This is a genomic window from Paraburkholderia sp. A1RI_3L, from assembly GCF_048957895.1.
Lineage (GTDB): Bacteria > Pseudomonadota > Gammaproteobacteria > Burkholderiales > Burkholderiaceae > Paraburkholderia > Paraburkholderia kururiensis.
Window position 1 is genome coordinate 247,242 of record NZ_JARCHA010000008.1, and the last position, 22,436, is coordinate 269,677.

19 protein-coding genes are annotated in these 22,436 nt (G+C 65.6%); 7 read left to right on the forward strand and 12 right to left on the reverse strand.

The window, feature by feature from the left end:
• Positions 1–12 precede the first annotated feature (12 nt).
• From PXJ20_RS21825 to PXJ20_RS21845, 5 genes are all read right to left on the reverse strand, one after another.
• A complete protein-coding gene (locus tag PXJ20_RS21825) occupies positions 13–2,028 on the reverse strand; it encodes an amylo-alpha-1,6-glucosidase (RefSeq protein ID WP_421031143.1) in 2,016 nt (671 codons plus the stop codon).
• Positions 2,029–2,174: 146 nt separating this feature from the next.
• On the reverse strand, positions 2,175–2,609 hold the full coding sequence (locus PXJ20_RS21830; protein ID WP_421031144.1) for a MarR family winged helix-turn-helix transcriptional regulator: 435 nt from the start codon (positions 2,607–2,609) through the stop codon (positions 2,175–2,177).
• A gap of 14 nt (positions 2,610–2,623) precedes the next feature.
• Positions 2,624–4,105: an efflux transporter outer membrane subunit gene (locus tag PXJ20_RS21835; RefSeq protein ID WP_421031145.1), complete on the reverse strand. Its 1,482-nt coding sequence runs from the start codon at positions 4,103–4,105 to the stop codon at positions 2,624–2,626.
• 11 nt (positions 4,106–4,116) lie between these two features.
• On the reverse strand, positions 4,117–5,691 hold the full coding sequence (locus PXJ20_RS21840) for a DHA2 family efflux MFS transporter permease subunit (RefSeq protein ID WP_126876500.1): 1,575 nt from the start codon (positions 5,689–5,691) through the stop codon (positions 4,117–4,119).
• 24 nt (positions 5,692–5,715) lie between these two features.
• On the reverse strand, positions 5,716–6,810 hold the full coding sequence (locus PXJ20_RS21845) for an HlyD family secretion protein (RefSeq protein WP_421031146.1): 1,095 nt from the start codon (positions 6,808–6,810) through the stop codon (positions 5,716–5,718).
• 391 nt (positions 6,811–7,201) lie between these two features.
• Between PXJ20_RS21845 and PXJ20_RS21850 the strand changes: the two genes are divergently transcribed.
• Positions 7,202–7,990: an aldolase gene (locus tag PXJ20_RS21850; RefSeq protein WP_421032596.1), complete on the forward strand. Its 789-nt coding sequence runs from the start codon at positions 7,202–7,204 to the stop codon at positions 7,988–7,990.
• 70 nt (positions 7,991–8,060) lie between these two features.
• Here the strand turns inward: PXJ20_RS21850 and PXJ20_RS21855 are convergent, their stop codons facing one another.
• The 7 genes from PXJ20_RS21855 to PXJ20_RS21885 form a co-directional block, all read right to left on the reverse strand.
• On the reverse strand, positions 8,061–8,423 hold the full coding sequence (locus tag PXJ20_RS21855; protein WP_017777378.1) for a helix-turn-helix transcriptional regulator: 363 nt from the start codon (positions 8,421–8,423) through the stop codon (positions 8,061–8,063).
• 8 nt (positions 8,424–8,431) lie between these two features.
• Positions 8,432–9,634, reverse strand: a complete 1,203-nt coding sequence (locus PXJ20_RS21860; RefSeq protein WP_017777377.1) for an NAD(P)/FAD-dependent oxidoreductase — start codon at positions 9,632–9,634, stop codon at positions 8,432–8,434.
• Entirely contained in the window at positions 9,631–11,076 is a 1,446-nt protein-coding gene (locus tag PXJ20_RS21865) for an FAD-dependent oxidoreductase (protein ID WP_421031147.1), read from the reverse strand. The genes PXJ20_RS21860 and PXJ20_RS21865 overlap by 4 nt, the downstream gene beginning before the upstream one ends.
• Positions 11,058–11,366: a (2Fe-2S)-binding protein gene (locus tag PXJ20_RS21870; protein ID WP_017777375.1), complete on the reverse strand. Its 309-nt coding sequence runs from the start codon at positions 11,364–11,366 to the stop codon at positions 11,058–11,060. The genes PXJ20_RS21865 and PXJ20_RS21870 overlap by 19 nt, the downstream gene beginning before the upstream one ends.
• Positions 11,367–11,396: 30 nt before the next feature.
• A complete protein-coding gene (locus tag PXJ20_RS21875) occupies positions 11,397–12,674 on the reverse strand; it encodes an NAD(P)/FAD-dependent oxidoreductase (RefSeq protein ID WP_421031148.1) in 1,278 nt (425 codons plus the stop codon).
• An 88-nt stretch (positions 12,675–12,762) separates the two neighbouring features.
• Positions 12,763–13,431, reverse strand: coding sequence for a haloacid dehalogenase type II (locus PXJ20_RS21880; protein ID WP_017777373.1), 669 nt, complete (start codon positions 13,429–13,431; stop codon positions 12,763–12,765).
• A 457-nt stretch (positions 13,432–13,888) separates the two neighbouring features.
• On the reverse strand, positions 13,889–15,370 hold the full coding sequence (locus tag PXJ20_RS21885; protein WP_421031149.1) for an aldehyde dehydrogenase family protein: 1,482 nt from the start codon (positions 15,368–15,370) through the stop codon (positions 13,889–13,891).
• Between the two features lie 349 nt (positions 15,371–15,719).
• Between PXJ20_RS21885 and PXJ20_RS21890 the strand changes: the two genes are divergently transcribed.
• From PXJ20_RS21890 to PXJ20_RS21915, 6 genes are all read left to right on the forward strand, one after another.
• On the forward strand, positions 15,720–16,541 hold the full coding sequence (locus tag PXJ20_RS21890) for a GNAT family N-acetyltransferase (RefSeq protein WP_017777371.1): 822 nt from the start codon (positions 15,720–15,722) through the stop codon (positions 16,539–16,541).
• Between the two features lie 42 nt (positions 16,542–16,583).
• Positions 16,584–17,519, forward strand: a complete 936-nt coding sequence (locus tag PXJ20_RS21895; RefSeq protein ID WP_421031150.1) for a 2-hydroxyacid dehydrogenase — start codon at positions 16,584–16,586, stop codon at positions 17,517–17,519.
• A 219-nt stretch (positions 17,520–17,738) separates the two neighbouring features.
• Entirely contained in the window at positions 17,739–19,121 is a 1,383-nt protein-coding gene (locus PXJ20_RS21900; protein WP_421031151.1) for an aspartate aminotransferase family protein, read from the forward strand.
• A 171-nt stretch (positions 19,122–19,292) separates the two neighbouring features.
• A complete protein-coding gene (locus PXJ20_RS21905; protein ID WP_017777368.1) occupies positions 19,293–19,775 on the forward strand; it encodes an Lrp/AsnC family transcriptional regulator in 483 nt (160 codons plus the stop codon).
• 94 nt (positions 19,776–19,869) lie between these two features.
• Positions 19,870–21,351 (forward strand): NAD-dependent succinate-semialdehyde dehydrogenase, encoded by a 1,482-nt coding sequence (locus PXJ20_RS21910; protein WP_421031152.1) that lies wholly within the window; start codon positions 19,870–19,872, stop codon positions 21,349–21,351.
• Positions 21,352–21,402: 51 nt separating this feature from the next.
• Positions 21,403–22,395: a M14 family metallopeptidase gene (locus PXJ20_RS21915; protein WP_421031153.1), complete on the forward strand. Its 993-nt coding sequence runs from the start codon at positions 21,403–21,405 to the stop codon at positions 22,393–22,395.
• Positions 22,396–22,436: the final 41 nt, after the last annotated feature.

The window sequence follows — 22,436 nt, forward strand, 5'->3', positions numbered from 1 at the left end:
GCCCATCGTTCGTCATGTACCCAGCAGCTTTTCGATACGCAGCAATTCGCCGAGCGACCACGCCTGGAATGGCGCGCCGCGCGGCGTATGCGGCGCGTCGCCGTCGGCAATTTCGCTCACATGGTCCAACCCGGCCGCGTCGAGATGAGCATAGAGCGGCGTGAGAAATCGTGCGCGGGCCGCGGCCATGCTCGCCGAATCCGGCACGCCTGCTGCGCGCTGCACGCGCAGCCACGCTTGCACGAAAGGCCCGAGCAGCCACGGCCACACCGTTCCCTGATGATAGGCGCCATCGCGCTGCAACAGCGTGCCTTCGTAACGGCCCACGTAGGCGGGATCGCACGGCGCGAGCGACCGCAGCCCGAGCGGCGTCAGCAATTGCGCCTCCACCTGGCTTACCACGGCTCGTGCCCGCTGCCCGTCGATCACGGCATGGGGCAAGCCTCCTGTCGCGAATATCTGGTTCGGCCGCACACTGGCATCAACCCGGCCGGGTTCGTGGTCCACGTCGATCACGTCGTAAAGCGCGCCTGTCGCGGGATTCACGAAGCGCTCGGCGAACGAGGTGCTCGCCAGCGTTTCGAGTTCGCTCCAGTGCGTGTCCCAGGCGAGCGCGATACGCAATGCATTGATCCAGAGGGCCTGCACCTCGACGGGCTTGCCGATGCGTGGCGCCACCACCCAGTCCCCCACCTTCGCGTCCATCCACGTCAGTTGCACGCCGGGCACACCTGCGCGCAAGAGACCATCGTCGTCGGCTGCGATATTGAAGCGCGTGCCGTCGGCATAGCCCTGCACGATCGTGTTGACCGCCTGTTGCAGGCGCTCGCGTGTCGCAATGCTGGCGTGGGCCGTCTGTAGATAGTCGTGCACGGCCACCACGAACCAGAGCGACGCGTCCACCGCGTTGTAGACGGGCGCGCCGCCGTCGTCGGGAAAGCGGTTGGGCAACATGCCTTCGGAAATCGTCTCGGTCCAGCCAAGCAGGATGGACTCCGCTTCCGCGTAGCGCCCCGACGCAAGCAACAGGCCGCGCATTGCGATGAACGTGTCGCGGCCCCAGTCCGTGAACCATGGATAACCGGCAATGATCGTGCGGCCCGCGCCGCGCGCGACCACGTATTCGTCGGCGCTGCGTTGCAGACGGCCGGCAAACGATGCGCGCCGCACGCGCTCCAGCGCATCGAGACGCAACGCGAGCGCGGCGGCGGAGACGACATCCTCCGGTGCGGCTTCCTCTGGTGCGGCTGCCTCCACGTTTGCCGCGGTTTGCGCGCTCAGGATCAACACCGCGTCGCCTTGCGCAAGGTCGAACGAGAAGAGGCCCGGCGTGGCGAGGTCCTCGTTGTAATCGAGCCCGCGCTCGCGTTCCTGCGTGTAGCAGAAGTTGCGATACCAGTCGGGTTCGTGCGTATAGGTGCCGTTGCTCTGCGCCACGACAACCGGTTGATCCGGGTAAGGCTGCCAGCAAACACAGTCGCTCACGATGTGCGCCGTAAAGTCGAATGCCGGATTTTCGTGATGCAGTGCGTGATAGTCGCGGCCCGAAAGCAGCGGGCGCACCTTCAACGTGAGCGCTTCGTGTCCGGCTTGGGTCTCATGTTGTACGTCGCTCGCACACACGCTTTCGAGTCGCCACCTCAGCACGGTTTGCCCGGCACCGTGCGCGACGAACACCTCGGCCGTGACCTGCCAACCATCGCCGATACAGAAGCGCCACGTGGGCCACGGCTCGGTGTTGAAGGACATCAGACCGGCCGTAATGGGCGGATGCAGATGATCCGGCATGTAACGATGCCGCGTAAGAGGATAACGGCCGCCACGCGCCGACTCGATCCACGCTTCGATGCCATTGACGAGCACGACACGGCCCGCCGGCGGATGCGTGGCCGCAAGCAGCAGCGCGTGATAGCGGCGGGTCCGTTCGCCACCGGCCGTGCCCGAGGCGAAGCCGCCCCGCCCGCCGGCTTCGAGCCACTCGGCCTCACTCGCTTCCGTGCTGCGGTGCGGGGAGTCGATGCGCGTCATGTCCGCCTGCCCACTATCGCTCGTACTTGACCACGCCTGCGCATCTTCGCCTCCGATGAGCCGCCAAGCCGGTATTGTGTCACTGCGATGGCGCGGTGGGTGTGTTGCGCCGCGAAGGGATCGACGCACGTACGAGCGGTGATCCTCTATCGTCGCCCCAGTTTCGCGAGTTCGAGTAGTTCGCGCCTGAGGCCCTGTGCGCGCTCATGGCCAAATTCGCGCTCCAGTTCCTGCTGGGCGGCGTCCCAGAGCGGACGCGCTGCACGATGCGCCGCCCTGCCCTCGTCGGTCAACGCGAAGTGGAGCGTGCGCGCGTCGTCGCTGGTGGCTTCGGCTCGAACGAGTCGGGCCCGGCGCAATGCACTCGCGGCACGCACCAGTGTCGTGCGGTCGAGCAACAGCGTGTCCGCGAGTTCGCAGAACGTGAGCTTTTCGCCTCCACTCAGGCGGCCCAGAATGGCGAACTGCGTCGGCGTGAGTGCCGCCGCTTTCAGGTGTCGCTCGTAGAGCTTGCTGATATAGCGCGCGGCCCGACGCATCGCAAAGCCGTGGGATGCGTCGAAGCAATCTGCGTCGTTCATGATGAGTTGCGCGCTTATTGAGCGGCTCCGTGCGCGGCAGCAAGGGCCGCCGAATCCGTTCGCAGTGCGTTTGCCGCGACCGCGTCGCCGCCCGCTTCGACACGCCAGCCCCCACCCAGCGCGCGATACATCGCAACCGCCGCGAGCGCGTGATCCCGCTTCGCTTCGTTCAGCGACTCGTCGTCGCGCAGATAGCTCTCCTGCGCCGTCAACACGTCGAGAAAGCTGGACGCTCCGCCCTTGTAGAGTTCGTTCGAAAGACGCAGCGCATCGCCCGATGCACCGAGCGCGGCGCCCAGCCGCTCGACGGCACCGGATGCGCTCACGAGATCGCTACGCGTGTCTTCGATGTCTTTCAACGCGTTGAGCACCGCACCATTGAGACCCAACTGCGACTCGCGCATCTGACTCTCGCGCTTCGCGATATCCGCGTTGATGCGGCCCGCGTTGAAGATCGGACTCGTCACGCCGAGCGCGGCACTGAACAGGTTGTCCGTGAGCGTGGGCAAGCCGAGATACGACGCCGCGAGCAAACCATCGCTCAGATTGAGCGAGAACTTCGGATACCGCTCGGCCTTCGCGGCGCCCACCTGCGCCGCACGCTGCTCGACCGTTGCATAGGCGAGGCGCACGTCCGGACGACGCAGCAGCGCTTCGGAAGGCAGCGTGGAAGGCGCCGACGTGCGCGGTACCGGTATCTCGCCGTTGCCGAACGCGTTGGCGCTCAAGCTCTCGGGCGTGCGTCCCGTGTACACGGCGATCAGGCTCAACTGGTGCTGGATTCTCGATTGCACAGGCGGAATGCGCGCCTGCAGATCGCTCAGCTGGTTCTGCGCGCGCGCCACGTCGAGCCGGGTCGAAAGACCGTAATGCAGACGCTCCTGCGTAAGCCGCAACGTGCGCTCGCGAATTCGTTCGTTATCTTCAAGAATGCGCAGTTCGCTTTGTGCCCAGCGCAGTTCGATGTACGCGTCCGCGGTATTGGCTGCAAGCGCGAGACGTAGTTCGTTCAGCGCCTCGCGCGTGCCCGTTGTCTGCGCCCTCGCTGCGAGCAGTGCGAGACGCTCGCCGCCGAACACGTCCGGGTTCCAGCTCGCGGACAAACCGAAACCCGCCTGCCGCACATAGCCGAGCGGCGGCGGCACGATGATGCGCGTATCGCTCGCGTTGGCGTTGGCGTTCAGCTCGGGCAGCAGCGCTGCGTGCTGCACGGTGGTCTGCGCCTCCGCCTGACGCACGCGCTCGGCGGCCGCCTTCAGGTCGAGGTTCTGATCGAGCACGGTGCTCACGAGGTCGTGCATGACCGGATCGCCGAACTGCTGCCACCAGGTAGCGGCGTCAGCGGTATCGGGCGGCACGGCCACGGTGAATTCGCGCGGCGCGACCTGCTGCACCTGCTGCGAAAGGTCGGCGTGCGTGGCGGGCTGCACGGCACAGGCCGCGAGTGCGAGGCTCGCTGCAAGAGCAAACAGCGTGGTTCGGATGCGGGGTTTCATGAACGGAGACCTCAATGAGCATCGGGTGGCGGCATCGCCGTGTCCAGCCGCCGCACGAACAATGCGCAGAAGATGGCGACGACAAAGCAGCACGCCACGGCAAAGTAGGCATCGGAGAAAGTGAGTGTGAGTGCCTCGCGCATCACGACGTTGTGCAGCAGTGCGAGGCCGGCCTGGGGACCGCTGAGCACATTGCCTGCAACCGTCCCGATCTGGTCCGACGTATGCGCAAGCAGTGCCTCGACGACAGGCCTGCCGTCCGTGACGTGCTCGTTGAGGCGCAGGTAATGAAAATTGAGCCGGTCGTTCAGCATGGTGTTGCTCACGGCCACGCCGATCGCGCCGCCCAGATTGCGCATCAGATTGAAGAGCCCGCTTGCCGAACGTAGACGCGCAGGCGGCAGCGCACCCAGCGCCATCGTCACGATGGGCGGAATGCAGAACTGCTGACCAATGCCGCGCAGCACCTGCGGAAGCAGCAGTTCCCTCCAGCCCCACTCGCTCGTCACGGGCACGTAGAGATAGCAGCCGAGCCCGAACAGCACGAGGCCGAACAGGTTAAGCCAGCGCAGATCGATACGTGTGGAGAGCCGCGAATAGACCACGAGCGCCACGACCTGGGCGCAGCCCACCGAAAGCAGCGCGAAGCCGGTTTGCATCGAGCTGAAGCCGCGCACACGGGCAAGAAAGACGGGTGTGAGAAACACCGTGCAGAAGATGCCGATGCCGGTGATGAACGAGAGTGTCGAGCCGAGTGCGAAGTTGCGGATGCGCAGCGCGCGCAGGTCCACGATCGTTTCGCGTGCGGTGAGCGCATGAACGATGAAGAGAAAGCCGCAGATCGCCGATATCCAGACGCAGACAAGAATGGTCGTATCGCCCAGCCAGTTTTTGCGCGGCCCTTCTTCCAGCACGTATTCGAGGCAGCCCAGAAAGCCCGACATCAGCAGAATGCCGAGGTAGTCGCCCTTCTTCAGCAGGCTCAGGTCCGCTTCATCGATACGCACGAACTTCGGCACGAGCACCGTCACGGCAATGCCGGGCACCACGTTGAGATAGAACAGCCAGTGCCACGACCACTGATCAGTGATCCAGCCGCCTATCACGGGCCCAATGGCCGGTGCGAGCGTGGCCAGTGCCCCAATGGTGGTGGCCGCCAGCGCGCGCTGCTTGCCGGGAAACAGCACGAACGCGGTCGTGAAGACAGTGGGAATCATCGCGGCACCCAGCGCGCCTTGCAGCGCACGGAACAGGATCTCCGAGTTGATGTCCCACGCCATCCCGCACAGCATGCTGGCAATCGTGAAGCCCAATGCGGAAGCGGCAAACAGCCAGCGCGTGGAGAACACTCGCGTGAGCCAACCGGACATGGGGATCACGATGATCTCGGCAATCAGATACGCCGTCTGAATCCAGGAGAGTTCGTCCTGGCTCGCGGACAGGCCACCGCCTATGTCTCTCAGCGACGACGCGACGATCTGGATGTCGAGCGTCGCCATGAAGAAGCCGAGGCACATCAATGCGAACGCCGTGACTTTGGTGCGCAGCGGCAGGTCCATCGGATTGACGGGAACACGTGAGGTCATGATGCTGTCTCCGCGCTCGTGGGCTTAGCCGTTGCGCTGACGCGCGCCTGCGAGATGCACGCGCACCGTCGCCGAGAGCCCCGGACGCAGGTAGTGGGCCTCTTTCGGCACGTCGAGCACGACGCGTACGGGCACGCGCTGCACGATCTTCGTAAAGTTGCCGGTGGCGTTCTCGGGCGGCAATATGCTGAAGGTGGCTCCTGTAGCCGGCGCAATGCTTTGCACGGTGCCGCGTATCGTGCCCGCATGAGCGTCCAGCGTGACTTCGACCGGGTCGCCGTCGTGCATCTTCCTCAACTGGTCTTCCTTGAAATTGGCATCGACCCACAGGTCATGCGCGGGCACCACCGTGAGCATCGACGTGCCCGCCGAAGCGAGCAGGCCGACTCGCGCGGTGCGGTTGCCCACGTAGCCGTCTACAGGCGAACGTATCGTCGTGTAGTCGACGTTGAGCTGCGCATAGCGCTGCTCGGCCTGCGCTTTCGCGACGCGCGCCCCGGCGTCGGCAATCTGCGCGTCGAGCACGGTGAGCTGCTGTTTCGCCGCGAGCAGCGATGCATCGCTACCTTCCACCGCGGCTTTCGCCTTGGCAAACGACGCATCCGCCTGCTCCACAAGCTGATTCGAAACCGCGTCGTCTTTCACGAGTTGCCGGTAACGCGCCTGATCTGCGTTCGTACGCACCAGTTCCGCATGGGCCGCCGTCACGCCGGCCGCCTGCTGGTTGATCACGGCAAGCTGAAGCGCGCGCTTCGCTTTCAGTTCGTTCACAGCCGCCTCGGCGCTGTTCACTTCCGCAACCGCCTGTGCAAGCTTCGCATCGTAGTCGCGCGAATCGAGGCGAATCAGCACCTGGTTGGCCTTCACGTACTGGTTGTCCTGCACCAGCACCTGGTCCACGAAACCCGTCACCTTCGGTGCGATGACAGTGACGTTGCCGCCTACGTAGGCGTCGTCCGTGGACTCCACCCAGCGGCCCACGGCGAACCAGTAGGCAAGCGCGGCACATACCGCGAGCACCACGCCGGCTACGGCGAGCAGCATCCACGGAATGGTACGAACACGAGCCTCCGGCAGGGCGCCGGCGACTGCGGGAGTTTGAGCAGATGTCGTACTCATGGTATCTGTGCTTATGCACTCGAAAGGGTGAAGGAGAGCGGCAACCGGCCGATGGTGCGTAACGGCACGATGCAAGACGTAGCGCAAACCAGCGCAACGTGGCCGCGGCCCGTACCGGAAACAGCAGCCACACGTTTCAGATCGGTCGCGACATATTGCCTGTGCATATGCACCCACACAAGCGAAGCAAGACGAAATTGATTGTTGCAATTCAGATAAGAAAGGGAGGCCGCCACGCGGCAAACCCTTCCTGACGAACGCCTTTCGTCGCTCTTCGCGGAATACTTAATGGATTCGTCACTGGACGACACCACGTTGCCGCGCGAAGATCATGTTCGCGACAATCGCCCTCTTCTCCAGCCGCTTACCCGCCGATCTCATTACGCCCAACATGGCTCACACGCTCACCACCTCGCCTTGCGCCGCAGCCTCGCGCCGCCAACGTCTCGACTCGGACGCCATCATGCAGGCCCGCATCGAACTCGCCGCGTGCTTCCGGCTTGCGGCACTCAACGGCTTCGAGGAAGGCGTCTGCAATCACTTCTCCGCTGTCGTGCCCGGCCACGACGACCTCTTCTTCGTCAACCCGTACGGCTACGCGTTCAGCGAGATCACGGCGTCGCGTCTGCTCGTCTGCGACTTCGACGGCAACGTCATAGCAGGCGAAGGCAAGCCCGAAGCCACGGCCTTCTACATCCACGCACGGCTGCACCGGCTGATGCCGCGCGTGCAAGCCGCGTTTCACACGCACATGCCGAACGCCACTGCGCTTTGCCTGCTGGAAGGCCCGCCTCTGCTGTGGCTGGGGCAAACGGCGCTCAAGTTCTACGGCCGCACCGCGGTGGACGAGCATTACAACGGCCTTGCTCTCGACGAATCGGAAGGCGACCGCATTGCCGCGGCGATGGGCGACGCGGACATCCTGTTCCTCAAGAACCACGGCGTGATGGTGGCCGCACCCGATATCGCACAAGCCTGGGACGATCTCTACTACCTGGAACGCGCCGCGGAGGTGCAACTCAAGGCCATGAGCACCAACCGGCCGCTCAAGACCATTCCCGAAGCAGTGGCACAACGTGCCTACGAACAAATGCGCGCCGGCGACGCCGAGAGCGCGCGTGCGCATCTGGAAAGCGGCATGCGGCAGTTGCGCGAGCGCGGTATCGCATTCGACCGATAACACCTGCCGGCCGGGCGAGCGCCAGGAAAGGAGAGTCGCTCGCCGTCACGTGGCGAGGCGAAGACGTTGACTACTCGGCTGCCGCGAGATACGCCGCCGGGGTGGTGCCCAACGTGCGCTTGAAATGACGCCCCAGGTGGCTCTGATCGAAGAAGCCGACCTCGGTTGCCACCACCGAAGGCGGCACGCCGCCGCGCAGCAGCTTCTGCGCATGACGCACGCGTACGAGGCACACGTACCGATGCGGCGAGATGCCCACCTGCGCGCGAAATAGCGCCGCAAAACGCGACACGCTGAGTTCCGCGGTAGCCGCGAGTGCGGCCAGCGTGACCGGTTGCGCGAACGAGCGCTCGATGAACTCGATCGCACGCTCGATAGGCTGCGTGGCGCCGTTCGCCCGCCCCGAAACGTCGGCATCGTCGAGAGCACCCATTCGTGCTCCTATGCAGCGTGCCGCGCAGCGCTGGATGCAGCGGCCCCAGCGGGTACGGCAGCCTCGTGCTCAGGCGAAAGCGAGGCCGAAGCAAAGCGGCGAATGTCGAACGGCTCCAGCGGCGTCGTGGTCGCACCGGTATCGATCAGCTCGGCCATGGTGTCACCCACGCCCGGTCCGAGCTGAAAGCCGTGGCCCGAAAAACCGAATGCATAGTAAAGGCCGCTTACCTTGCCGCTCGCACCCATCACCGGCAGATCGTCCGAGACATAGCCTTCGATGCCGCTCCATACGCGAATGATGTTGAGCCGAGCGAGTGCGGGCGCGAGGCGTTGCAACTGGCGGAACTGCAAAAGCGTGCTCTCGGGCAGCACATATGCTCGGCGCAGGTCGGGGTATGCGGGCCCGCGCGCGCAACCGCCGAACACGATGTTGCCGCGCTCGATCTGGCGGAAATACACCACCTCTTCGAGCAGCGGCGACGACACGCCCACCACGGGCCGAATGCCGTACGGCAAGGGCTCGGTCACGGCCATTTGCGGACCATGCACGGCAAGCGGTACCGGCTCGCCGAATTGCTCGCTGAGCGTGCTGCCCCATGCGCCCGCCGTGACCAGCAACACCGGCGCATGAAACGTGCGGCCGTCCACAGCCGTTGCCCGGAACTCGGCGCCCTCTTTTTCGACGGTTGCGATCTCGGTGTTCTCTTCGATCTGCGCGCCGAGCCGTGCAGCCGCACGTCCGAATGCGGGCGCGGCGAGACGGGGATTCGCATGGCCGTCCGTCGCCGAGTACGAGGCCGCCAACACTTCGGGCCCAAGGAACGGAAAGCGCGAACGCATCTGCGCGCCCCGCATGACGTCGAGCATGAGGCCGTACTGGCTCGCGTCCCTGGCGTAGGTTTCGAGCGTATGGGCCTGTTCTTCGCGATAGCAGACGCGAATATGTCCCGACGGCAAAAACTCCGCGTCGTGATTGATGAGCGCGGGCAGCTTGCCCCAGATTTCGCGCGAACGGTTCGCGAGCGGCAGTTGCGGCAGAAAGCGCCCTTGCCGGCGCACGTTGCCGAAGTTCGTTCCGCTTGCCTGCTGTCCGATCAGACCGCGTTCGATCAGGATGACGGAATGCCCGCGGCGACGCAGGAAAAACGCGGTGGCCGCGCCCATGATGCCGCCGCCCACAATCACCACATCGGCTTCAGCGCGCTTCATTCGTGAACCTCCGTGACGCCCTTGGCGCGTGTCGCCGCAGACGCAGCGGGACTGTCGTCGTGAACGTCCGTCGTGATTTCCATCGTCGATATGGCAAGCGGCTTCACGGGTGCCTGGCCGCGCAGCCGTCCCACCTGTTCGAGCGGCACGCCTGCGGCAGCGGCAATGATCTCGGCTGCGGCGTGCCCGCAGTAGCGCCCCTGGCAGCGGCCCATGCCCACGCGGCTGAATGCCTTCGCACGGTTCGCTTCGCACGCGCCTTCGTTCTTGATGACGCGCCGCAGTTCGCCCACCGTGATGCCTTCGCAACGGCATGCAATGGTCTCGTCGGAAAGGCGCGCCGCCTGCGCGGCGGGCCAGGGAAAGGCTTGAGCCAGGCCCTGGCGGAAGCGATCCATCTTGCGCTGTTGCGCCTTGAGCGGCGCGAGCGTTGCTTCGGATATCGTATGACCCAGATCGCTCAACACCGCGTATGCCGCGAGCCGCCCCGCCAGTTCCGCACCGTCGGCGCCCAGTACGCGAACGCCGTCGCCTGCCAGATAGACGCCCGCCTGCGAGCTGCGCCCCAGTTCGTCGATCTGCGGTAGCCACTGGTGCGTGCTTTCATCGAAGCGGAACGCGCAACGTGCCAGGTCGGCCAACTGTGTTTCGGGACGCAGGTGGTAGCCGAGCGCCACGGCGTCGCACGCCATCTGGCGCACCTCACCCTTTGCATCGCGATACTGAATGCCCTCCACGCCCCGGCTGTCGGTACCCAGAATTTCGAGCGGCTCGATGCCGTGTTCTACCTGCACGCCAGCCTTCTTCAGCCCGGACACGAGCGCTGCGCCCTTCTTCAGCACATCGGGTCGCGCGAGCAGTTTGGGCAGCGCCCGCAGCCGCGCGGCGGCGGGCGACGTGTCCAGCACCGCAGCCACGCGCGCGCCGGCCCGCACATACTGATTCGCGACCAGATACAGCAACGGTCCCGATCCCATGAACACGACGTTGTGTCCAATCGAACATGCCTGTGCCTTCAGCGCGATCTGCGATGCGCCAAGACTGTACGTACCCGCGCGTTGCCAGCCTTTCACCGGCATCAGCCGGTCCGTCGCGCCGGGGCACAGCACAAGCGCGTCATAAGGCAGCGCGTGCGACTGGCCGCGATGCAGCACGTACAGGCGCCCCTCGCTCACGTTCCACGCGAGTGTGTCGGGCCGGTAATCGATCTGTGCGCGCACACGCTCGAAGGCCGTGTGCAGATTCGAAGCGCGGCTCGCCTCGGTGCCGTAGAGCTTTTCATAAGGACGCCCGAAGTTCTCGGGCTGCCGCCGATAGATCTGACCACCGTCGCGGCGGCCTTCGTCGATCACGATGGGGGCAATGCCCGCTGCGAGCAGTGTCTCGACGCAGCGCACCCCGGCCGGTCCAGCGCCCACGACGATTACACGAGGTTGGCCCATTGCACCTCCGGTTGTGTGGTCACGATCTGCATGCCTTCGCGCACTTCCGTCGTGCAGGCGCGCAGGCGTTCGCCGGTTTCCGTCCAGACCCAGCAATCCTGGCATGCGCCCATCAGGCAAAAACCCGCACGTGTCTCGTCGCCGAATTCGGACTGGCGCACGTGGTCCACGGTGCAGAGCATCGCCACGAGCAACGTGTCGCCGGCAAGCGCCTCCACGTCGGCGCCATTGATGCGTAGCTTCACTTTTTCCCGGCCCGTTTCGCCAAGCCGGACAAATCGTCCGCCCATGCTGCTGCTCCTTTGCACAATGCCGCGCGGCTAGTGAATGATGTCCTGAAAGCGGTACCAGGCGCCGACGAACGGCAGAAACCACGCGTGGCCGAAGTGGCCTGGAATGGCGGGCCATGCGAGTTCGCCCCACGGATTGCGCGACGCTGCGCCGAACATCACGTCGGCCATCACGCGGCCCATGTGCACCGACATCTGCACGCCGTGGCCGCTATAGCCCATCGAGTAGAAAAGGCCTTCGTGCTGGCCCGCGCGCGGCAGGCGGTCCGCCGTCATATCGACGAGGCCACCCCAGCAATAGTCGAGGCGCACGTCGGCGAGTTGCGGGAAATAATGCGCGAGGCTTGCACGCAGAATGCGGCCGCTCTTTTCGTCCGAGCGCGGGTTCGACATCGCGAAGCGCGCGCGGCCGCCGAACAGCAGACGGGTGTCCGCCGTCGCACGAAAGTAGTTGCCGATGTTGAGCGTGGTGACGTACGCGCGCCGCGTGGGCAGCAACGCATCGAGCCGGTCCTTGCCGAGCGGCTCCGTCACGACGATGAAGCTGCCCACCGGCGCGATGCGCCGGCGAAACCACTGAAGCGGCCCGACGCGCGAAGCGCCCGTTGCCACCAGCACGCGTGCGGCACGAATCGTGCCGCGCGGCGTCACGACGTCGTAACGCTCGCCGCCCAGCGGCTTGAGCGCCGTCACCGGCGCCTGTTCGAAGATGCGCGCGCCGCGCTTCACCGCCGCTTCGGCCAGCCCCACGCCGAACTTGCCCATATGCATCTGCGCGCCGTTGCGCTGCACGAGTCCGCCAAAAAAGCCGTTCGAACCTATTTCGTCGCGAATGCGTTCGGGCGCAATCAGTTCGATATCCCGATCAACGTCGCGCACCAGCGTTTCGTAGGTCTTCTCGAGCTTCGCGAAGTGCTGCGGCTTCGCGGCCAGCTTGATCTTGCCGCCGCCCACGAAGTCGCAATCGATCTGCTCTTCGGCAACGATCGTGCGCACCGATTGCACGGCGCTCTCATAGGCGCGATAGAAACCGAGCGCCCGCTCGCGGCCGATGCGTTCCGCGAGCGTCGCATAGTCGTGCGCGAGGCCCGTATTGCACTGCCCGCCGTTGCGCCCCGACGCCTCGCTCGCCACACTGCCCGCTTCCAGCACCGTCACGGGCACGCCCTTCTTCGCGAGCGCGAGCGCCGCCGACAAACCCGTGAACCCGCCGCCGATCACAACCGCCTCGGCCGATCCTTCCACGGGCCCCGGGTCGCCGTGCCGGAATGGCGGACGGGTATCGAGCCAGTACGATTCGAACTTCATCGCGGTCCTTCGCTCGCGCGGAGCGGGCAGTCGTTCACGAACTTCATGCTTGACGCTTGCGGCCGCACAACACGCGGCCGGCCGACACTTACAGACCGACGACGCCAGGCAGCCCGCCGATGTCCTTGATCTCGTGATAGTTGTAATACGGCGTGGAAGGCTCGTGACCGCGCGAGACGAACACCTTGTTCTTCACGCCGAGATCGTTCGCGGACATGAGGTCGTAGCGCAGGCTCGACGACACGTGCAGGATGTCTTCCGGCCCGCAGCCCAGGTTGTCCAGCATGTATTCGAACGCCTGCAGACGCGGCTTGTAGGCCTGCGCCTGCTGCGCCGTGAACACGCGATGGAACGGCGCGCCGAGTTTTTCGACGTTGCTGTGAATCTGGTCGTTCGACGCGTTCGAAAGAATCACGAGCGGGAACTCCTTCGCCACCTTCGAGAGCCCTTCGGGCACATCGGCATGCGGCCCCCACGTCGGCACTGCGTCGTAGAAGCGCTGGGCCTCGGCGTCGTCATAAGCGAGGTTCCAGCGCTTGAGCGTGCGGCGCACCGCGTTCTTCACCACTTCCTGATACGGCTTCCACGCACCCAGCACTTCATCCAGACGATACGCGGCGAAGTCGCGCACGAACTGCTCCATCTGTTCCGGCGCCACGCGGCCGGCGAAGATCTCGCGCGCCATATCGCCCATGCGGAAGCGGGTCAGCGTACCGTAGCAGTCGAACGTGATGTATTTCGGTCGGAAGCGGGTCATGGCGGGTCCTGTGGTGGTCAAGGTGTGTCGATGGCGCGCCGGTGAAGGGCGACGGTCGTTCTTGCTGGAATGAATTACATCACCGCAAAAAATGCGGGTTGTCGTGTATTGGCCTTCCGCGAACACACAATCCGTCGTTTTTCGGCGGCTGCACAGCAGAGTATGCGGTGCGCTCCGGCGACTCGCGGAAGCTGGCTTTGCGAAGGCCGCACACAGCGTCGCGGCGTATGGAAGACGGCAGCGTTACGCCCGCTGGTGGCCTGCTGCGGTCGGCTCCATCAGGGTTTTCACGGGTCGCTACAGACAAGGGAATGGCTCCCGCGAGAGGGGCATCGATGCGAAACGGCCGTGCCGGAAAACCGGCGCGGCCGTTCGGAAGCATCGAAAAGGCACAGGCAGACAGCACAACATGCTGCGCCCTTTCTTCCTACGGTTCTGCAGCGCTGCGCAAGAAGGTTCAGGCGCCCTGATTCAGGTCGATCAACACGCTCTTGAAGCGCAGGTTGGCCTCGAATGCCTGGCGTCCCAGGTCCTTGCCGAGGCCGGACTGCTTATAGCCGCCCGTGGGAATCACGAAGTCGGCCGTGCGTCCGTAGCGGTTGATCCAGACGGTGCCGGCCTCGATGGCGCGCATCGCGCGCAGCGCGCGGCCAATGTCCGCGGTATGCACGCCCGCGGCCAACCCGTACTTCTCGTGGCTCGCGAGCGCCAGCGCTTCGGCCTCGCTCTCGAAGGTCTGAACCGTGAGCACGGGGCCGAAGACCTCTTCGCGCACGGCTTCGTTGCTCACGCTCACGCCGGTCAGGATGGTGGGAGCGTAGAAGGCGCCGTCGCCCGCCATGGGAATGCGGCCGCCGCCCACGGCAATCTGCGCGCCCTGCTCAACGGAACGCTTCACGATGCCTTCGATGCGCTGCGCCTGAACCGCGGAGATGATAGGCGGCAGCGTGGTGCCCGGCGCCCACGTATGCCCCGGCTTGAGCGCGGCGAATGCCGAGGCGATGCCGTCCACGAGACGCGACACCACGCGCTTTTCGACAATCAGCCGCGAACCGGCCACGCACACCTGCCCCGCGTTGCCCGCAATCGCGCCGGCCACGCGGCGCGCCACGAGGTCGAGATCCGGCGCGTCGGCGAACACCACCTGCGGGCTCTTGCCGCCCAACTCCAGCGTGACGGGCTTCGTGCCGCTCTGCGCACAGGCGGCCATGATGGCGGCCCCGGTCTGGCTGGAGCCCGTGAACGTGACCTTCGCGATTCGCGGATGGCGCACGAGCGCGTCGCCCGTCGTGCGTCCGTCGCCCTGGATCACGTTGAAGATGCCAGCCGGCATGCCGGCCTCGACGGCGAGTTCGGCAAGCCGCAGCGCGGAAAACGGCGTGAGTTCGGAAGGCTTCAGCACCACGGCGTTGCCCGCGGCCAGCGCGGGCGCGATCTTCCACGACGCCATCACGAGCGGAAAATTCCACGGCGCAATAGCGCCGATCACGCCATACGGCTCCGCCACGATCATGCCGAGATGGTCCGGCCGCGTGGCCGCCACCTCGCCGCCAATCTTGTCGGCGAACTCCGAGTAGAAGCGGATACCCTCGGCGGTAAATGGCACGTCCCACGCCGCGGCATCGCGAATGGGCCGCGTGGAGCCTACCGATTCGATGCGCGCGAGCGTGTCGACGTCCGCTTCGATCAGCTCGGCCCAGCGTCGCAAGACGCGCGCGCGTTCGCGCGGGGCGCGGCGTGCCCAGTCGCTCGTGCGAAACGCCTGCCAGGCGTTCTCCACGGCGCGGTCCACTTCGTCGGCGCTGGCAATGGGCAGGTCTGCATAGATGGCGCCGTCCGAGGGGCGCGCCACGTCCAGCGCGGCGGGACCGCTTACATAGCGGCCGCCGATGAAGTGCGCGCTGCGCACGGAAACGAGAGCGGGATCGAAGCTTTCCATGGGGTCGTTCCAGTGGGCCGTTCCGCGCGGCGCATCGCGGTTATGTTGTTGTGCCCTCGCGGATCGGCAAAAAAGAAGAAGGGACAACGAAGCATGCAATGCGGCTCATGGTACGGGCGATGCCGCAGCATTTGCTGCCGTGATATGCGGGTGCGACCGGAGAAACCGCGCGTTGTGCAACGCCCGCGCAGTGGTCCGTGCGGCAGCGCCAGAGACGTGGGCTTGAGCCCCGCAGCAATAAGATCGTCCTAGCCACACGCGCCGGTTCGGTGCAACAGTAGGCAGGCATCGTAAAAAGGAGTGGAAAGTGACTGAACCGATCGCTCGTGCCAAAGTGCGGTTTCGCCCCATGACGGCGGCCGACCTGCCCGCTGCCCACGACCTGTCGCTTGCAGTGAAATGGCCGCACCGCCGCGAAGACTGGGAATTCGCGCTGAACCTTGGCACCGGCATTGCCGCCGAAGACGACACCGGCCTGCTCGGCACCGCGCTGCACTGGAAATATGGCGACGCGCACGCTTCGCTCGGCATGGTGATCGTGTCGCCCGACCAGCAGGGCCGCGGCATTGGCCGCGAGCTGATGGCGCGCACCATGGAGGCGCTCGGCACCCGCACCACGTTCCTCAATGCGACGCAAGCGGGGCTGCCGCTCTACGAGAAATTCGGCTTTGCCGCCATCGGCAGCATCCATCAGCACCAGGGCATGGCGGGTGTTCATCCGCCCGCGGTACAGCTTGCACCCGGCGAGCGCATCCGTCCGCTCGGCTCGCGCGACCCGGCACGGCTCGCTGCATTGCTCGCACGCGCGGCGGGCTACGATCGCACGCCGCTCATCGGCGCCCTGCTTTCCGTGGCCGACGGCGTCGTGCTGGACCGCGAAGGCGAGCCTGTCGGCTTTGCCTTGATGCGCCGCTTCGGACGCGGCCACGTGATCGGCCCGCTCGTCGCGCCGCATCGCGAAGGCGCACAGGCGCTGATCAGCCATTGCGTCGGCTCGCAAGGCGGGCGCTTCGTGCGCATCGACGTGGGTGGCGACACGGGCCTCTCGTCATGGCTCGACGACCTGGGGCTCGCGTTCGTGGACTCCGTCGTCACCATGGCACGCGGCACGCCGCCCCGGCTCGAAGGCGAGGCGCGCGTGTACGCCGTCACCAACCAGGCGCTGGGCTGACGTGGGCCGCATGCGCAGCACCGTGCAGAGATAAGCCACACCATGACGTTTCTCTACAAGGCCGACTCCGTGCGCGGGGCGCAATGGGCACGGCTATTCGCCGAAAAGGCGCCCGACGTTCCGTTCCATATCTGGCCCGAGGGCAGCGACGCCACGAACGCGGGCAACGTGCGTTACCTCGCGACATGGGAGCCGCCAGCCGATATCGCCACCACGTTTCCGAATCTCGAACTGGTGTTTTCGGTGGGCGCGGGTATCGATCAGTTCGACCTTTCCGCCATTCCTGCGCACGTGCCGGTGGTCCGCATGATCGAACCGGGCATCGTGGCCGGCATGGTGGAATACGCCACGCTTGCCGTGCTCGCGCTGCATCGTGACTGGCTCACGTATGCCACGCAGCAGCGCGAAGCACGCTGGCAACCGCTGCGCACGCGCACGGCGAACGAACGCCGCGTGGGTGTACTGGGGCTCGGCGTGCTGGGGCAAGCGGTGCTCGCCAAACTCGCGGGCTTCGGCTTTCGCTGCGCGGGCTGGAGTCGCTCCGCGCATGAAATCGAGGGCGTGGAATGCTTCGCGGGCACCGCCTCGCTGCCCGCGTTTCTCGCCCGCACCGATATTCTCGTGTGCCTGTTGCCGCTCACCCCGGCCACGCGCCACATTCTGTGCCGCGAGTTGTTCGCGCAATTGCCGCGCGGCGCCGCGCTCGTCAACGTGGGGCGCGGTGGGCATCTGCAGCAGGACGATCTGCTCGATGCGCTCGACTCGGGCCAGCTCGACGCCGCCGTGCTCGACGTGGCGGACCCCGAACCGCTCACGCCGGGCCATCCGCTCTGGCGCCATCCGCGTGTGATGCTCACGCCGCACGTGGCCAGCATGACGCAGCCCGAAAGCGCCGTCGACGTGGTGCTCGACAACCTGCGCCGGCATCGGGAAGGCTTGCCGCTGGTCGGACGGGTGGATCGCACGCGCGGTTATTGACCGCCTTGCTCGCGGAAATGGCCCGCAGCACAAAATGCTGCGCGGCCCGCAAAAAAACCATTTCCCGCCTGTTGGCCACGGCGATTCTCAACGTCATCGTCGATTGTGTCCCGCTAACATCGTCTGCAAGCGGTACGTGCAGAACGCAATGGGCACGTGCCTCCAGCACGCGCCTCCAGCACGTTACGCTACGCCACCGAACGATTGAACGCTCACGCCATGTCGACTTCCGCACTCATCGAATCCGACCGCCAACATCTGATCCATCCTGTCGTCAGCCTGCGCGCGCATGAACAGCGCGGCGTCACCATTCTCGAATCGGGACGCGGCGCGTGGCTGCGCGACATCGAAGGCAACGAACTGCTCGACGCCTTCTCCGGGCTCTGGTGCGTCAATACGGGCTACGGTCACGAAAGCATCGTGCGCGTGGCCACGGAACAGATGAGCCGCCTGCCCTACGCCACCGGCTACTTTCATTTCGGCTGCGAGCCGGCCATTCGCCTCGCCGAACAGCTCGTTCAGCTTGCGCCCCCTTCGCTTACGCGCGTCTATTTCACGCTGGGCGGGTCCGACGCCGTGGACGCCGCCATCCGCTACATCACGCACTACTACAACGCGACAGGACGGCCGCAGAAAAAGCAGTTCATCTCGCTCGAACGCGGATATCACGGTTCGTCGTCCGTCGGAGCCGGGCTTACCGCGCTGCCGGCGTTTCATCAGCACTTCGATTTGCCGCTGCCGAACCAGCACTACATTGCCTCGCCGTATCCGTATCGCAGCGAGCACGGCAACGACGCCGACGCGCTGATCGCGGCATCCGTGGCCGCATTGCGGGCCAAGGTGGAAGCGCTGGGTGGACCGGAACGGGTCGCTGCATTCTTCTGCGAGCCCGTGCAGGGCTCGGGCGGCGTGATCGTGCCGCCGAAGGGCTGGCTCAAGGCCATGCGCGAGGCGTGCCGCGAACTCGACATCCTGTTCGTCGCCGACGAGGTCATCACGGGCTTCGGCCGCACCGGCCCGCTCTTCGCCTGCGAAGCCGAAGGCGTGGAGCCCGACCTGATGACGGTCGCAAAGGGCCTTACCGCCGGGTACGCGCCGATGGGCGCGCTGCTGATGTCCGAACGCATCTACGCCGGCATCGCCGACGGCGCAGGCACCTCGGCCGTGGTGGGCCACGGTCAGACCTACTCCGCCCACCCCGTGAGCGCCGCCATCGGGCTCGAGGTGCTGCGCCTCTATCACGAAGGCGGGTTGCTCGCGAACGGCATGGCCCAGGCACCGCGTTTCGAACGCGGCCTGCAGGCGCTGCTCGATCATCCGCTGGTGGGCGACGCGCGCAGCCGCGGTCTGCTCGGCGCGCTCGAACTTGTGGCGGACAAGGCGACGCGCCGCCGCTTCGACCCTGCGCTCAACCTCAGCGAGAAGATTGCGGCCTCGGCATGGCGCAATGGTCTGATCTTCCGCGCGTTCGCCGACAACATCCTCGGCTTCGCGCCCGCGCTCTGCTACACAGCGGAAGAATTCGACACGATGTTCGTACGCCTGAAGACCACGCTCGACGACGTCCTGGCGCTTCCCGAAGTGCGCGCCGCCGTGGCGTGAAGGGGGCGAAAAGCTGAATGGAAGGCCCGCCGCGACGCCCGTGCCGGGCCGCTGAAAGGCTTGCTGGATAAGGGTTAGCCGCGTAATTTTCCGCTCGCGGGCCGTGCTACGATAGCCCCGTTCCATGTACCGAGGTCAACGCGCGCCGTGTCAACTCAAGCAAGCAATTCGATGAAGCTGGACCGTATCGACCTTCGCATTCTGTCGCAACTGCAGAAGAAAGGCCGCATTACGAATGTCGACCTCGCGGACGCGGTGGGACTCTCGCCCAGCCCGTGCCTGATTCGCGTGAAGCGGCTCGAGAAGGCCGGCTACATCGCGGGCTACGGCGCGCATCTGCAGCTCAACAAGTTGGGCGACGTCCAGCTCGTGTTCACCGAGGTCACGCTGCAAGACCATCGCCGCGAAGACTTCGCCAAGTTCGAGGCGAGCATTCGCACCGTGGACGAAATTGCCGAATGCCACCTGGTGAGCGGCGGCTACGACTATCTGCTCAAGTTCGTTACGCGCAGCGTGGTGCACTACCAGACCGTGATGGAAAACCTGCTGGAACGCAACATCGGCATCGAGAAGTACTTCAGCTATGTGGTGATCAAGTCGCCCTTCGTGAAGAACCATTACCCGATTGAAACCCTGTTTCCCCTGACCGACTGATTGCGTCGCGCTGCATGGCAGTGCCGCATCTGCGCCTGACGTTGGGTCGATACCGTTTATTTCGTCTTCCTTACCACGCCTTTCGAGCGCCGCCATGCCTCTTACCCTCGACCGCCCCGAACTCGCCCGCACCGGCAACTTCATCGCTGGACAATGGCGCGACGCGCTTTCCGGCGCACGCTACCCCGTCAGCGACCCGGCCACCGGCAACGCCTTCACGAGCGTTCCCGACAGCGGCCCCGAAGACGCTCAGACCGCAGCCGACGCCGCGCACGCCGCCTTCGAAGGCTGGCGTGAACGCACGGCGCGCGAGCGCGCCCAATTACTGAAGCGCTGGCACGCCGCTATCATCGCCAACACCGAAGACCTGGCGCGCCTCATGTCGCGCGAACAGGGCAAGCCGCTTGCCGAAGCGCGCGGCGAAGTGGCCTACGGCGCCTCATATGTGGAGTGGTTTGCCGAAGAAGCCGTGCGCAGCTACGGCGACATGATTCCCGCCATGATGCCCGGCAAGCGGATGATGGCTGTGAAAGAACCGGTGGGCGTGGTCGCGGCCATCACGCCGTGGAACTTCCCGCTCGCGATGATCGCGCGCAAGATCGCGCCTGCGCTTGCGGCGGGCTGCACCGTGGTCGCCAAACCAGCCGAAGACACGCCGCTCACCGCGCTGGCCCTCGCGCGTCTTGCCGAAGAAGCGGGCTTGCCGCCCGGCGTGCTCAATATCGTCACGGCGTCGCGCGAGCACACGCCCGCCACCGTTTCCAACTGGCTCGCAGACGCTCGCGTGCGCAAGATCACCTTCACCGGCTCCACGCCCGTGGGCAAACACCTCGCACGCGAATCGGCGGATACGCTCAAGAAGCTTTCGCTGGAACTGGGCGGCAACGCGCCGTTCATCGTATTCGACGACGCCGACCTGGACGCCGCCGTGGACGGACTCATGGCATCGAAGTTCCGCAACGGCGGGCAGACCTGCGTGTGCCCCAACCGCGTGTACGTGCATGCCGGCGTCTACGATGCGTTCGCGCGCAAACTCGTGGCACGCGTCGCGGCGCTGCGCGTGGGGCCCGCCACGCGCGACGACTCGCAGATTGGCCCCATGATCAACGCGCGTGCCGTTGAAAAGATCGAGCGGCACGTGCAGGACGCCATCGCGCACGGCGCCGCGGTGCTGACAGGCGGCCGGCGCCTACAAGGCGAGGGACTCGAAGGTCCGCACTATTACGCACCCACCGTGCTCGGCGAGGCCAATCGCGAGATGGCGCTTTTTCGCGAAGAGACGTTCGGCCCCGTCGTCCCACTCTTTCGCTTCGACAGCGACGCCGACGTCATTCACACGGCCAACGACACACCGTTCGGGCTCGCCGCCTACTTCTATTCGCGCGACGTGCGGCGCATCTGGCGCGTCGCGGCGAAGCTGGAAAGCGGCGTGATCGGCATCAATGAAGGCGCGCTCGCGAGCGAGGCCGCGCCGTTCGGCGGCGTGAAGGAATCGGGCTATGGCCGCGAGGGTTCGCGCTATGGGCTCGACGACTATCAGCACATCAAGTATCTCTGCCAGGGCGGATTGAACTGAGCCGCCAACCCAGGTGCGAATCGATCAACGCATGACGGAATGCACGCTCTCATGACCACCCACGCCAACGATACCCACACGCACGCCACCGCCGAAGCCTATCCCGTCGATGTCGAATTTCCCGACCTCGCGCCCTACGCCGCGGGCAACACCGGTGTGCCGTACGTTCACACGTTCGATAGCGGCGCAGCTGGCCCGCACGTCATGATCAACGCGCTCACGCACGGCAACGAAGTGTGCGGGGCGATTACGGCCAAGGCGCTGCTCGATGCCGGCGTGCGCCCGCGCAAGGGCCGGCTGACGCTGGCCTTCGCGAACGTGGACGCCTACCTCACGTTCGACCGACGCAGGCCGGACGCGTCGCGCTTCGTCGATCAGGACTTCAACCGCGTATGGAGTGCGGCAAAACTCAATGACCGGTCTGCGGACTCCACGGAGTTGCGCCGCGCCCGCGGCATGCAGCCCGTAATCGACACCGTGGACATGCTGCTCGACCTGCACTCCATGCATGAAAAAAGCGCGCCGCTCGCGCTTTCCGGCTCGCTCGACAAAGGCATCGCGCTCGCTCGCCAACTGCGCGCGCCGGCCACCGTGATCAGCGACGAAGGCCACCCCGAAGGCCGGCGCATGCGCGACTACGCGGACTTCAGCAACCCGCAGAGCCCCCGCAACGCGCTACTCGTGGAATGCGGGCAACACTGGGAGCCCTCGGCCGTCACCGTCGCGAAAGATTGCACCGCGCGTTTTCTGGCACTGACTGGCGTGCTGGAGGAATCGGATTTGCCCGAAGGGTGGTTTGCACCGAAGCCCGAAACCGTGCGCGTGATCCGCGTGACCGAGCCCGTTGTCGCAAAGAGCATGGACTTCCGCTTCGCGGGCAACTACACCGGGCTGGAAACGTTCGAGCAAGCGGGCACCGTCATCGCGTGGAACGGCGGCGAGCCCGTGGTCACGCCTTACGACAACTGCGTGCTCGTCATGCCGTCGCTGCGGCAATTGAGGCCGGGGGTGACGGTGGTGAGGTTGGGGAGGATCGTGGTGTAAGCGCGGGAGGGCCGAAACGCAGCGGTCACGCGATTGCGTGC